The following is a 13,468-nucleotide window of genomic DNA, read 5'->3' on the forward strand; positions in this document are numbered from 1 at the left end:
GGGTGCCAGCGGCGACGGGGACGTAGCGTAGCAAGGTGGGTTGGAGCGCTCGTGGGCTTGGTTGGGCGCGAAGCGCCTCAACCGCCCACGGTGCTCCAACCCACCGCGCGGAGCGGAGTCCCCGTCGCCGCTGGCACCCAATAGAAAGACCGAAAGAACCAACAACCGGATACATTCCCATCCACCCTCTCCTAATTCCACCTCATCCCAACATAAACCCAAAGAAAAAGAAACATCCCCCGCCCAAAATAACCCTTCCTCAGACAGAAACGACATCCTCAACTTAAAAACAAAACCACAGCTCCAATCTCACTCCACGCACACATACCAAAACAACACAAAAACCATAAACTGTCACGGGATAATCTACCTTCATTAAGAGGACAGATGACGATTATCTCGCATGATTCTCTCTAAAGTAGCCCGTTTAAACATCAACCATGACCAACCTATTTAGTTACCTATCTAAAAACATTTTAATAAACATATCCAAAACCCAACTATGTTCGATTTAATCATACGCAAAATCGTGTAACGATGCTGCTGTAATATTCCGGTCTCATACCTGGATAATCAACAAATCGATCTAATTTAAAAAAATGAGGACTACAGTAGTGATAGAACCAAAGAATATATAAAGAAGCATTTTTGAGTGATAGTGCACATGGGGATACATGTGTCGATATAAACCCAAAGGATTTCTTTTCAAAGTTTAATCAACTAGTTTAAACTAGTTGATTAACGAGATGGTTATTTGATTTTAACCGATACCCTAAGTGTATTTGCCAGGGATTTAACGAATCTATGTAGAGGAAAAGAATTTAGCACTACATAAAAGTATTATAAAGAAGAGTCCCGGACTCTTTTCTACTGTACAAGTATATCACTCATAAGTTGATAAGCAGCTTGCTCATGACCAGCTAAATTAAATGTTTACGACCATGTGTTCCGTAACCCTAATCTCACCCTATAAACTCTTTTCAAATCCTTATCTTTACTACTGACATTAAGAAGTTTTTCAATTTACTTCTTACAATTCTTTATTGTTAAAGTCCCCTTTTTTAATCGTAACCCCTCTTCTTTTTCGTCTCCTATTCAAAATAAATGCACCAATTCCATAAACTAATACCAAACATGGTGTTACCTTAATGCTCAAAATCCGAAAAAATGGAAGTCGTCAGTGATGGTAAAAGTGTGTTCTGAGAATTCAATGAAAAAGAAAAAATCCCTAAAACAACGGGGAGAAATTTTACTACATGATCTCAATCAGAATAAGATTGAAATAACCATAGAAAATAATAACAGTAAATAATGAAATCCATTATTTAAAGTGTTGAATGGTATACAGATTTCTAATAAATGGGTTCATAATAACACCATAGTTAAAAAGAAAGGCAATGTCTTGTATTAATCTGTTTAACGTCTTCTCTTCAAAGATCAGTTTATCGATTGACGACCGGCTTTGACCTCTTCCCTATCCATCTTTCATCGGGATGGGTTTCTTTATGATAAAAGACTTCTTCAGAATATGGGGTAACGTAATTTGTAACGATTTTATACTGTGTTACTTTGTATGGTAAGAGAAATATTGTAATTGCTCCCCTATACCTTTTCCCTTAAGGGGGATATTACATTTGATACCTTTTTGCTCAAGATCACGGGTCAGGTACTCCCTGTAAGTAACCCCGGCATAAAAATCTATCTGTGTTATGTTTAGATCCAAGGATGCCAGTTGCTTAAGGACTGATTGTGCCCATGTCTTTCTTTCTGATGCTTTCATATGGTTTAAGGTTACATCATATGGTTCGATTACATCATGTTGTTTTAAGAGCCCGTGTTTTCCAGATAGAATAAACCATTCTTTATAATTATTCTGTTCGATGAAATGAACCGCTTTTTTAAATAAAGTTGACGGTTGATACATCATTCTGGCATTACAAGAATGGCTTGCCTTTAATTTGGTGCAGCTTACGAGTGCTATCTTCATGAATCTTTCCTCCTTTTTATGATTTCGGTACCATTTAACTGTCGATGTGCTGGAGAATGGCTCGTATGTTATAGATCGCTCGTTCTATCTTTGCCTGTCGGCTTCTTCCCTTAATCTGTCTGGGTTTTCCATTCGCTGCCTGCAGGATCCAGGTAGAACTATCACAACTGTAAACATTGGTCGTTTCTATTACCTTGACGGAGCTGGTTCCTAACAGATGAAAACGAACATCCGGATATTTGGTCTGCAACCTGATCACCCACTGTGCGACCTTCCTCTTGTCTCGTTCAGGAACCGTCCCACCTAAGGCGATGTACGCACTTCCCATTTCGACATATCGTTTGAGAACATTCACATTATCACCATAGTGAAAAACAGGAAGAGGATGATACCCTTTGGAGCGTATGATTTCGTAGTATAGAAATGTAAGTTCGGAATCCCCGATCACATCGAGACTAATGTAATGATCTATATAATGCTGATTTTCCTGGATATAGTGCATATAATCCAGTGGTGATAGGTTATTTCCACGTGTGTACGCACTAAACGCCCCACTATCCAGCATGATACAGGGGGTGTATCCCAATTTGTTCACCACTTCAGAAATCGATTGATGACGAAAATAAAAGTAGGAGAGAAGCAATCGTTCTGGTTTGACGCGTTTGATGGCTTCAGTCTCTGCTAAACTCCCAGTGTAGACGAAGTATATGTTATTCGTTTGATAATGCCGTCCATAGGTTTCAAAAACAAATTGTTGGATTTGTTGATAATAGCGTCCATATTTGGTTTTCCCCTTGAGGAGTATCAGGGCAGTTTGAGTATTCCCCAGAGACTGGATGACGCGTTGTTTCACCTTCCCTTCGGAACGATAAGACTCGACTAGACTCCAATAATACACGTCTCTAATTTTCCTTTTTTTGAGGTAAATGTGACACCACACTCCTTGCTTTTTGACACTACATATGTTGATATCGATCAACCGAATCAGGTTGATTATCTCTAGGAATAGTTTTTATCCCAAAGATAGAGGGTAGGTTTAAATTCTTTCCATAAACTTTTTGCTGATAAAGAAAAGGTACATATTAATTAAACAACGAACCTGTTTAAATTTCATATAATTTGAATTTCCAGTTAATAAAAATATGCTAAAGTCCTATTTAAGTAGACTTTAGCATATTGCGTTCGTTTCAGTTTCATCTAGATCTTCGTTTAGTGTGTCCCCTGGGGACCTATTCACTGACTCCCTTTCCTGAAAATCTTGAGAAGTTGTCATCCGAACTAACCCTGTTTTTGTTATATTTTGTTTTTGGGGGACATGGTTTCCTGATCGGTTTGAATCCTAAAAGTACTTCAAGTCATTACGTAAATGGTGGATTCGCGTTTTCACATTATTGTGGGTCCTTATAACTTTTAAACGAGTTAAATTCCTTTTAACCATTTTGATTACTTTAAAATTGATTGGAGCGAAAAACGTTAAGAGTATGGTATGAACAAGTATTGTTATACTTTATCTTATCCAAATTCTTTCCATTAAAAAAACTAATTTTGATAAAAAAGAGAATCGGAGATTGTCGTCACCTTTCTTATTAGTAATTTTGTTTTATTACCATTATACTTTATTCTATTAAATACAAATGACACTCTAATTCAAATGTAAGCAAATCTATTTGGAAATGATGTAGAACTACCATCCTTCTCTCCTTGAACACATGGCATAAAAAAACTGGTAGATCCGAATAGGAAACTACCAGCTAGTTCTACTATTAAAATTTTAATTACTATATTCCTGTTTCAATCTTTCCTCAAAATGATTTGAAATATACTCTTCAATGAACCGGTCTCTCTTGTTTACATCTTCAGCCTTGCTAAAGAGACCGACCTTTATAAAGCGATCATTTAATGGACGTTGTTCCCACTTATTTAACGCTTCTTGTCTCAACTGTGCCTCTATTCTTCTTTTTGTAATGATATTTGTAACTTCCCTATCTTTTGATTCATTAGGATCAGGGAGTCTCTTCATGACTTCCTCATATTTTGTTTGAACCTCTTCTAATCTTTTTTTGTACTCCATTTTTATTTCTTTTAATTCAGTTGCTGCTGCTTCCTTTGTGACTGCTTGTACTTCTTCAAGTATTTGCCGTTTAATTTTTTCAACATCCAAGACTTCATTTATCGGCTCTTCCCCATCTGGAAAAGGTCGTAATTCATGATTATATGCTAATTCATCATGGATTGCATCGTGGGACCACTTTTCCTCACGTTTCTGAAGTATAAATTTCCCAATCATTACATCCAGATCATCATATACTTTTTCGTTTGCAACTCGTTGTATGTAATGCAGACCTTTTTCTTCCAAACGTTTAAACCATAAATCAACCGTATTGTAGTGTTTCCCAATGATCTTGGCAAATTCGTTTATTTTATAAAAATTCTGTTCTCCGTACTCCATAATACCCTCCCTCATTAGTGGCCAATACATCATTTATGTTTCACCACTTATGACTCATAAACTAAAAAGACAATCAAAACTCCTTAACAAATTTTTCACAAGTGATCCATAATCTATTAATTGTTTACTACATATGGCTGTTATTTAACCACAAGTGGAACCCTCTCCACCGATGCTACATATTTAATAAACTACAAAGCATATATAGTGAACCATTAGTGGGCTCACCAAAGCTAGCAACTTAAAGCCCTTTTTTGGCATTTCCTAAATTTGTATCATAGGTGAAGCACACTTCCTTAGTGAGGTATAACCGTTGATATAATTTGGACCGAATCATGTTAAACATCACGCCACATGTAGAACCCAAAAACACAAGTGGTTCATCATTTGTATGCTCTGAAGAACAAGTGGTCCACTAGCAATGACACATAAATCCTTCATGATTCATTATTCGTTATCTTATTACGGATATCCTTCAAGGATAAGTAATATTTCCTTTTAATACGGTACGTGAAATTTTTATTTAAAATGTAAATTTATGATAAAGTGGCGTATCCATACTTTAAGACTCTAGTATCCAAAGTAACAGAGCTACTATGTCCTGTCGATCATTAACTATGAGTACAAAAACAATCTATCAATCTACCATTTATGAAGATGACATCCCTAGTGGTGAAGCATTAGGGGATCCAAGGAGAGAAGTGATGTGTCACATTTAATAATCATATTTTATTTGTGGTCTTGTTATATTTTATCTATTAGTTTACGTATCTACCAAACTTGTTTCAATCATTCATTCTTACCTGGTTTTAATAGAACAGTGGTATTTTCTTTCTATAAAAAACTGTTCCTCAGTGCACCATCACCGTTGTTAGTGATCACTCTATCTATCCATCAGTCTGCATCACTAATGATTCATACTTGACTCCAACCTACGAGGGAGAATTGATTTCTTTTGTAATTCGTAGTGCATAAAGAGGTGAGGGCAAAAGGACGAAACAACTTACTGGTCTTCTACGCTTATTCTCATCAAACTTGGAACCACTTATAAAACCCCATCGATGAACCATTAATCATTAATGGTCCACCATAACTGATTCAATTGTAATATTCATATTGACGTTGCCTCCTAAGAAAACTAGTTTAAACTAGTCTGGACTAAACTTGTTTAACTTGTATTTACGGGGTGAATATCATATGATAGTATCAATAATATAGGAAAACATTAGGCTTGAAGGTAACTAATGGAATTTTTTGGCTACCTTGAGAAGAAATACAAGGTTAATAGGCCTACTGATTAAGGACGGCTTTTCATATATTACTAATCTTGAATAAGGAGTGTTTTACATGTTAGAAGCATTGTATAAGGAAAACGTACTTGTGACAGGTACCGATAGTGGTAATACCTCCAATAAAGTAAGCTTCCTGAACAACAAGGGCGATATTGAATCGTTCACCATTCCGACGATCATTGCACCCGCACCTTCCAGTAAGGTGACCGACATGTCAAAAATGAAACAGATTGCTGGAGAACATCTCTTACATGTCCGAATTGCAAGTAAGGCATTGCCGGCTAATGAAACCACTGCTTACTTCTATGTAGGGGAGTATGCAAAAGATAAAGATGGTAAAGTAGAGCCGAACGCTGAGGCCGAAAGTAAATTCAACAACAAATTACATATCGTAACCACTTTAACTGGTCTTGCCATTGCTGCTTGGCGTTCAGAAAAGAGTGATGTAGACGTTCCATACTCTGGAGGACTTCCAGTAGAAGAGTATAAAAACATCGGTTCAGAAAAAGTGATCTCGCAGCTTAAGGGAGTTCATGTCGTTGAAGCGTTAGATGGAGCTTATGAAGGGAAAAAGGTTACGATCAGTATCCATGAAGGAACCGTTCATGTCGAAGGTGTTACCAGTTCACTTGCTTTAGGTTTTGACATTAAGAATGGACAACTTGAAGAACTGCCATTAGGAGATGAAATCGGGGACGATTTTGCACTTGGCGATCTAGGGGCAGGGACACTTGATTTGGCCCTTCATACTGAACTTGGCTTCGATAAGAATAAGAGTACGAACAAGCCAATCGGTACCAATAAATTCATCGATGGAATCCTTGACGAAATCGTTCAGATCGAAGCCTTTCAAGAAGTGCATCAAATGTTGGAAGAGACAGGGGAGAGCAGTCAACCATATAGAACCAGAGAAGAATTCATGAGGAAAGTGATTATTCCTGGAGTAATGGAAATGATTGATGGCAAGAGCCCCTCAAAAGTGAAGTTTACAGCGAGCTGGTTATTTGTAAAGAACATCGATATAACGAACGTCGTCACCAAATGGATGAAGTTGTATGCGGCTGATATAAAGACCGAATTAAATAAATTCTGGTTATCTTCCAATGCAGAGAAGTTTGTGTTAGTAGGTGGAGGATTGTTATTCGGTTATGTGGAATTTGCCAACCTGGCCAACCGATTCATCTTCCCGGAAAAAATAGGGGATGCAGCCTTTTTCACTAGTAAAGCATATTTAATCGCGAACGTTTTGGATCAGTTAGAGAAACAGCCAGTTTAAGTTCAACGGGTTTTAAAAGGAGGGAGTAGACATTGTCGTACGGAAATATAGGATACGAACCTGGCAAAGGGAGAACGTTTACTCCATCTCTTAATGCCTCCTGGTGTGAATCGTTCAACCAAATCCTTACTGATTATAAACAAAAAGGATTTACGATCAGTCGAAATAAACTAACAGAAAAAATGATCGAGGATGGACTTAAATATCAAACGACTCATATCCAAACGGCACGGGGAGAGGAACATGTACTAACAGTACCCTTAACTACCTTTTCTCCCCAGGAAGTTGACTTGTTGCAAAGTGAACATGGGCAAGTCATTTTGCGTAATGTGTTGAAGTTACTGTTAGGTCAACAGCAGGGAGATGGGAGCTTCCTAACACCCACTATCCAAACCGATTCTGGTGATCGTATCCCACCAAACAAAGTGCAACAAAAACAGGGTGAGAATATTTCGAATAACACAACTTCTCGAGATCTGCAGAAAACCAAACCAATGAATGAGCAATTCCCAGGGGACACACTACAAGAAAACGATGTTCTAGAAAAACTGAAGCGAAAACGAAAAATGCTGAATCCTAATTAATATTAGGTTTCAGCTTTTTTATGGAGATATATAAAACTAAGAGTTTTTAGCACTATAGTTGGTGGATTGATTTTCTTTATCAATCACAAAAAAATTTTCATTAGATTCATCCTAAACAATAAAAAGCTGGGTATTAGTCTTTCTATCTAATCCTATCCCAATGCAATGGTTGATAAGGTTAGTTGAACACAAAATCAATCAATACCTTATCGGGTTTTATCTAAAAAAATATTTAAGATTAACACTTTGTTGTAAAACAATTTCATATAACAATAGGTGGATCGTCAGCACTTATTATTTTAAAATGTTCCTATTTAGTAAGTATATACAGAAGAAACCTGTTTTTACTCTTGCTTTTTCTGTACTTACAACCGTTTTAATACCTTTCATCTCTCAGAAAAAGGAGAGGAAAACGAAGATTTGTGATTCGTCTAATTGATTGCATTGCTTTTAACAATTTTCCGATGAAAATAGCTAAATGTCTGTATACCATTTAACACTTTTTATGATCGATTTCATTGTTTTCTCATTATTACCTTCACTTTTTATTTTATGGATAAAATCAAGGTATAAGATGGCGAGCATCTCCTCGATGGTCATCTCAAATGTATCATTAAGGTTTTTTAAGTCATATAACAATATTTCTCCTCGATAAATCTCTGCCTTTTTCATTCTGACTGTTAGATAGGCGGACTTCATATTTTCAGTGACTTGATCCTTCTCTTCATAATCCCAAAACGTACTTTGCCCATTGCTGATGACTTCCATTGTCCGACTCTCTTGTTTTTCAGGTGTAATGTATTCCAGCTTTTTTCCGTTTAAAAATTGTCCAACTTGTTTGATAGGGAAACCCTTTCGAATCTGTAAAAGGAACTGGACATAAAGGAGGGCGATCAGTTTTCCAAGATCAATATCTGGGGCATCATCTGCAATCGTTTTGACATCGTTTATCAAAACCTCTCCACGGAGGTAGTCATAATACGGTATGTTAATCTCGATATAACGATAGTCCGTTTCAAAGAACAAAGAGAACATACTTTTCTTCTTTTTCATGGTCCCGGCTAATCGCTGCTTCAAATAGTCATAATTGCTTAATGATCTCTCCATAACTTCCTCCTTGATCTACAAACTGTAATGCTGACATTACCATACACGTAACCGTCTTCCGTTCTGAAAAACCCTTTTCGATAGCTAATCCAAAGGGACCGCCAATATCAGCATATTCGGATTCCAATAGTTTAGTATGCATGTATTGTTTTGAATCCTGGTAATCAAAATCCCAATTCACCCTGTCAGGGTGCATCAGGGCAAAACGTAGCAGGAGGGTATTAAATTTGGTTTGTTTTACTGGTTGATATAATGCTGAAAATTGTTTGCAATGCATTTGCAGCAGGATTTTCTCTTCTTTCCGAACTGGAAACTTAATATCATGACATTTATCCGATCGTGTCTTCCTTTTTTTCGGTTCAGTTTGAGTCGATGCGATCTGTTTTAATGGTTTTAGAGGTTCCTTTGCTTTCTGTTTTGGTTGTGAAAAAAAAGGATTGATATTTTCCATATAGGTCTCCCTCTTTCCTAGTTTTTATTAAGATTCACCATTTAACTAAGGGTCACTTTTCCATTTTTCCATAAATTTGTATAAGTATATGGGGAAGAGAGGGTGTTTAGCACCTGACATCAAAAAAATGCTTATCCAAGTATCTTTCATTTCCCTTTCAAGAGGTTTAAAAGCTGTTTTATTCGTCGATAATGGAGGATAAGATCAGCAATGAAAGGGTGTATTAACCATATGGCAAAAAAGGGAATCAGCAAAAAGACAGCGACCGAGTTTGCTCAAGCAGCATCCAAAACAGGGGGCAAACTTGTATCAGTGAAAATCAAATAACACATTCAAATTAAATAAACTAGTTTAAACTAGTTTATTTAATTGCTCGGAAACATCCTACTTCTTTTTATCAGCACAAGTTTTCCCAGGGTCACTTTTCCATTTATCCAATTTTCCATCGTGTTGGCCATAAAAAAGAACACCCAACTTTAGAGTGTTCTCTCAAAACTATGTATAAATGCACTGTCGTTTTCTTCCCAAAATGCATGGGCCTCTTCACTTGTGTAATCCTCATTCTTCATTAGATAGTCAATGACGGTATTTTTGATCATCCATTTTGGAATAAGGCCGCGTCCTCTAATCTCTGCATTATAGATGTGGTGCACTAAGGTTTGATGATCAGAAGCCTGTTGTGGTTCACTTGTATTTTCGACTTGATCATATCCCTTTTCCAGCATTGTGGTGACATAGCCAATTTTATTTTTAACATTGCCTTTATGGATAGCAACTTGTAGAGCCTTGAAAACCCGATCTTCGCCGAAACTCATCCATCGCTCGAGAAGGGAAGGAGGTACATCTAAACTATGCTTATTCAATAACGGTTCTACGATGGATTCCTGATCCTGATCATTCGAAAACAAGGAAAGTTGTTGTCCTCGATCAGTTTCTTTCTCCTTATTTCTCTGTATCAAGAAACGAACCTTAACCACTTTTCGGCCTTGCTTAATCTCATCAATATCAAATGAAAGATCCGTCTTTTTTTTCATCTCTTTTTGAGCTGGTTTCAATACACGCTGTTTAAAATTACCATAAACCGGATAGGTATCCTGAACGCCTAGTATATCCCTGAGATGATCAAGATCAAACGTGCGTTCTTTTAGTTTCTCATACTGCTTTAATAATTCATAAATTCGTATCGAATAGGAACTTTTCAATTTGACGACGTTTTCCAGACGATAGCTTGTAAAATGACTTTTTAATTCCAATAAGTATGGTTTAAGGAATGGATCAAAACGAAGATCCACCGTGCCTTCATTCTCATTATAAGCGACATATGATAACCAACTGACCTGAATGACCTTATTCTCGAGTCGCATTTCAAACGCTTTTTTCATCAACTTCATTGTAATCTGTCGGACTTCTTCGTATTTGGACTTACTGGAAATCCCCAATAATTTCACAAATTCCTTGATACTTAAGGTATATGTTTTGAATTCCGTATCACTCGGCTGAATCTTACTTGCTAACATCAAGATAATTTTCTGTTCAATCAAGCCCAATTTGTAATTAGATTCTACGAGCGCATTCGCTTTGGTGACAAGGGCATTCGTCTTCGGTATGAGATTGTATTGGTCTTGTGCCAATTGGTACCACCTTCCATCAACCTATTCTGACTCTATTATGTCGAACCCTAATAAATATTACAAGGCCCTGTTTTTGTTATAGTTCAGAGGGGGCTCTTTAGACCCTGTTTTTGTTATCTTTCATCCTAAACGAGAAGTAACCCTGTTTTTGTTATAGTATTTCGCTATATCCCTACAAGACTTACAAAGTGGAGGCTCCTGGTGTTGTTATAGTTTGAAGTAATTTTCCATTTATATAGGAATAAAGTCAGGAAATACCTCTTAAGTTGCATAAAAACACCCTGTTTTTGTTATAGCAGCCCTGAATAAGTTATACAAACCCTGAATTTGTTATTCTTTACCCTGTTTTTGTTATCTAAATAACCCTGTTTTTGCTATGTTTACCCCTGAAATTGTTATTCTTCACCCCGTTTTTGTTATGTTTGGCCCTGTTTCTGTTATTTTATAACTCTATAACTCTAGTATTTTCAAGGTTTGTTCAATGTCGAAAACAATAAAAAGAATGTAAAACATTGAAATAATAATTTGTAAAAACAATAACAATGGTGAATGCTGTTGTCTACTTATATAACAACATTAATTTTCATACGCAACTTATATGACCCTTCTTTTGTTATATTAAACTTAAAAAACATTAAAATATCGTTTAAAAAAAACTTAAATATATCGTGGAATTTCTTTAAATACGCTTTAGATTTTTTACACGTAAGACTACGCTCTTACAGCTTTTCCGTTTTCATTGATAACTTAAAAGTTTTCCTGACCACCCAGAATCGACATATATAACACTACTATTTCTGGGTGGTCAGGAAAACTATGGGTACAAGGCTAGTCTTACGTGTAATTGAGGATTCAACGAAGATCAAGATTCAGAGAATTTCTGGTTGTTAGATCGCTTTCTACTTTCGAGATATAACTGTGGATTCCCTTCCTATTTGGAGTATTTTCTATTCAAGCTCGATAGGTGGGTTATTTGGGATCTGAGTGTTACGTTTGGCTCGTGGAGATTTCCGAAAATTTTTTTGGCCTGTCCTTGCCTTTCCGGGAGCCTGGCGGTTAGGGAAGCGTGGCCCTGGGGGCCACGACTTCCCTAACCGCCCTTAGTTTTCTCAAGGCCCTGGGGGCCTTGAGAAAACTAAGACGGCCCCCTCCAAGGCAAGGACAGGCCAAAGGGTGGGAACCCCACCCTTTGGCCTCGTTTCGTTTCGTTCCGTCTCATAGGGACGAGTCTACCCCATAGAGGGGTAGATATGCAAGTGTGAGAAGCTACTCTGTGATCAGCGTCACAAGTAAGTGTTATCACAAAATTGTCAGGAGGAGGTTATCCCCGCAATTGTCGTAATAAATTGGGCTTCCCATCGCAGTTTTATTAAGTTCTTCGATAAGTTCGGGGATAGCCCATTCTGGAATATCCGGAGAAACAATAAACGTTACGCCGTTCGTCCCGTATCCATCATATGGATAAGGTTCAAGGGTGAGGCCCTGGTCTTCGATCGCAAGCAACGTTTCCGAATTCCTGTGGTTCATCATGCGATCAGTCTAACGGACTATAGTAGTGGAATGCAAGGCGGTGTGACTGGGGTAACATTGGGCTTGCACAAGGTACCTATGGACGGTAAACTGGGCAGTGCCCCGGTTGGGGAGGGTTCTTTTAATCATTCGAGAGTGGAGACACTAAACATGCTTGAAGTAGACTTCCACAAGTTGGTGGCAAAGCACGTTAAGAATGCGCTTGAATACGTGGAAAGTTTCCCAGAACTTCACCGGCATTTAACACGTTTTGGAATTGAAGTGCGGGAAGAACGTGCAAATGTATGTTTTGATAATGCCAATACAGAGAGGACAAAACGCGGAAGGATTCAGACAGTTCGAGGAAAGACACTCGACCCGGATCATTTTAGTAAAGGTGCAATCGAAGTAAAGTTTGCCGAAAATAGGCGTAAGCGTAATTCAGTTCGATCTTTGTATCGGATTACTTGGAATGCCGAAACCGAAATGTATCAGCTCACTGATCGTGAGATAGAGAATCACATTTGTGACCTCTTGCCTGTAGAATATAAGAATCTTTGTCAGGTTGCGGAGACGTTGAAGACTTCAAATCGAGACATACCTAGTGTGTTTCGAGTGATTAAGTCCAAGGCGGAAGACGGGTACCCACGTATTAGCTGGGCATGGGATAGTAAGCATTTGCGCGACAAGCTACGGCAACGCGCAGAGATTTTGAAACAAATTTCAAACCGTCCCGCAGTTCGCCGAGGACTAAAAAACCTTACATGATGTAATCCCCCGGACCGCCGTTCGGGGGATTCTTCCTATAACCGATTGGTGAGGTAATGTCAAAATATCGAATTGAGAAAACTACATCTGGTGTAATCCTTATGAAAAAAGAAGAGAGTTTCCGGGTTGTATTAAAGAATCAGGAATACAAACAACTTTGTGAAGTCGCGAAACCGTTAAAACTATTAAATGTTAGGATACGGACTTACACTTTGTCGCTTTCAGTTTTGTTTCAGTCCATTGATCAAAGCGAATTGATGGTGAAGCTAAACGAGTTGATTAAAGAACGGAATAGGTTACTCGAAACGATTACAGATCGAAATGTGATTCGAAAACAATTATGCCAATTGAATTAGGAACACAGGTGAAGTGCGTACAAGACCTGTCGATGTGACGTACTTCACAGGGGCAATG

Annotated in this window: 11 protein-coding genes; 4 read left to right on the top strand and 7 right to left on the bottom strand. The window is 37.8% G+C overall.

Going from position 1 to position 13,468, the window contains the following annotated elements:
* Nucleotides 1–1,564: 1,564 nt before the first annotated feature.
* The 3 genes from KOL94_RS22530 to KOL94_RS22540 form a co-directional block, all read right to left on the bottom strand.
* Entirely contained in the window at nucleotides 1,565–1,987 is a 423-nt protein-coding gene (locus KOL94_RS22530; protein ID WP_221568925.1) for a DUF6884 domain-containing protein, read from the bottom strand.
* A 34-nt stretch (nucleotides 1,988–2,021) separates the two neighbouring features.
* Nucleotides 2,022–2,885: a hypothetical protein gene (locus KOL94_RS22535; protein WP_221568926.1), complete on the bottom strand. Its 864-nt coding sequence runs from the start codon at nucleotides 2,883–2,885 to the stop codon at nucleotides 2,022–2,024.
* Nucleotides 2,886–3,758: 873 nt separating this feature from the next.
* On the bottom strand, nucleotides 3,759–4,436 hold the full coding sequence (locus KOL94_RS22540) for a MerR family transcriptional regulator (RefSeq protein ID WP_221568927.1): 678 nt from the start codon (nucleotides 4,434–4,436) through the stop codon (nucleotides 3,759–3,761).
* Nucleotides 4,437–5,783: 1,347 nt separating this feature from the next.
* On the opposite strand from KOL94_RS22540, the gene KOL94_RS22545 reads away from it, so the two are divergent.
* Both KOL94_RS22545 and KOL94_RS22550 read left to right on the top strand, forming a co-directional pair.
* Nucleotides 5,784–7,004, top strand: coding sequence for a ParM/StbA family protein (locus tag KOL94_RS22545; protein ID WP_221568928.1), 1,221 nt, complete (start codon nucleotides 5,784–5,786; stop codon nucleotides 7,002–7,004).
* A 32-nt stretch (nucleotides 7,005–7,036) separates the two neighbouring features.
* The gene (locus tag KOL94_RS22550; RefSeq protein WP_221568929.1) at nucleotides 7,037–7,588 is read left to right on the top strand and encodes a hypothetical protein; all 552 of its coding nucleotides are present in this window, start codon (nucleotides 7,037–7,039) and stop codon (nucleotides 7,586–7,588) included.
* A 474-nt stretch (nucleotides 7,589–8,062) separates the two neighbouring features.
* Here KOL94_RS22550 and KOL94_RS22555 read toward each other — a convergent pair whose 3' ends face one another.
* From KOL94_RS22555 to KOL94_RS22570, 4 genes are all read right to left on the bottom strand, one after another.
* Nucleotides 8,063–8,695, bottom strand: coding sequence for a hypothetical protein (locus tag KOL94_RS22555; protein WP_221568930.1), 633 nt, complete (start codon nucleotides 8,693–8,695; stop codon nucleotides 8,063–8,065).
* Nucleotides 8,670–9,146 carry a hypothetical protein gene (locus KOL94_RS22560; RefSeq protein ID WP_221568931.1) on the bottom strand — a complete coding sequence of 159 codons (477 nt, stop codon included), beginning with the start codon at nucleotides 9,144–9,146 and terminating at the stop codon, nucleotides 8,670–8,672. The genes KOL94_RS22555 and KOL94_RS22560 overlap by 26 nt, the downstream gene beginning before the upstream one ends.
* 476 nt (nucleotides 9,147–9,622) lie before the next feature.
* Nucleotides 9,623–10,777: a replication initiation protein gene (locus tag KOL94_RS22565; protein WP_221568932.1), complete on the bottom strand. Its 1,155-nt coding sequence runs from the start codon at nucleotides 10,775–10,777 to the stop codon at nucleotides 9,623–9,625.
* Nucleotides 10,778–12,076: 1,299 nt separating this feature from the next.
* Nucleotides 12,077–12,307: a hypothetical protein gene (locus KOL94_RS22570; protein WP_221568933.1), complete on the bottom strand. Its 231-nt coding sequence runs from the start codon at nucleotides 12,305–12,307 to the stop codon at nucleotides 12,077–12,079.
* 150 nt (nucleotides 12,308–12,457) lie between these two features.
* Between KOL94_RS22570 and KOL94_RS22575 the strand changes: the two genes are divergently transcribed.
* Complete coding sequence (locus tag KOL94_RS22575; RefSeq protein WP_221568934.1) at nucleotides 12,458–13,054, top strand: relaxase/mobilization nuclease domain-containing protein; 597 nt, start codon at nucleotides 12,458–12,460, stop codon at nucleotides 13,052–13,054.
* Nucleotides 13,055–13,155: 101 nt separating this feature from the next.
* On the top strand, nucleotides 13,156–13,410 hold the full coding sequence (locus KOL94_RS22580) for a hypothetical protein (RefSeq protein WP_221568935.1): 255 nt from the start codon (nucleotides 13,156–13,158) through the stop codon (nucleotides 13,408–13,410).
* Nucleotides 13,411–13,468: the final 58 nt, after the last annotated feature.

This window comes from Alkalihalobacillus sp. TS-13, assembly GCF_019720915.1.
Lineage (GTDB): Bacteria > Bacillota > Bacilli > Bacillales > Fictibacillaceae > Pseudalkalibacillus.

Bases quoted from the DNA above. Each gene is read 5' to 3' on its own strand.
- KOL94_RS22530 (WP_221568925.1), bottom strand. From the start codon at position 1,987: ATGAAGATAGCACTCGTAAGCTGCACCAAATTAAAGGCAAGCCATTCT.
- KOL94_RS22540 (WP_221568927.1), bottom strand. From the start codon at position 4,436: ATGGAGTACGGAGAACAGAATTTTTATAAAATAAACGAATTTGCCAAG.
- KOL94_RS22545 (WP_221568928.1), top strand. From the start codon at position 5,784: ATGTTAGAAGCATTGTATAAGGAAAACGTACTTGTGACAGGTACCGAT.
- KOL94_RS22555 (WP_221568930.1), bottom strand. From the start codon at position 8,695: ATGGAGAGATCATTAAGCAATTATGACTATTTGAAGCAGCGATTAGCC.
- KOL94_RS22560 (WP_221568931.1), bottom strand. From the start codon at position 9,146: ATGGAAAATATCAATCCTTTTTTTTCACAACCAAAACAGAAAGCAAAG.
- KOL94_RS22570 (WP_221568933.1), bottom strand. From the start codon at position 12,307: ATGATGAACCACAGGAATTCGGAAACGTTGCTTGCGATCGAAGACCAG.
- KOL94_RS22575 (WP_221568934.1), top strand. From the start codon at position 12,458: ATGCTTGAAGTAGACTTCCACAAGTTGGTGGCAAAGCACGTTAAGAAT.
- KOL94_RS22580 (WP_221568935.1), top strand. From the start codon at position 13,156: ATGAAAAAAGAAGAGAGTTTCCGGGTTGTATTAAAGAATCAGGAATAC.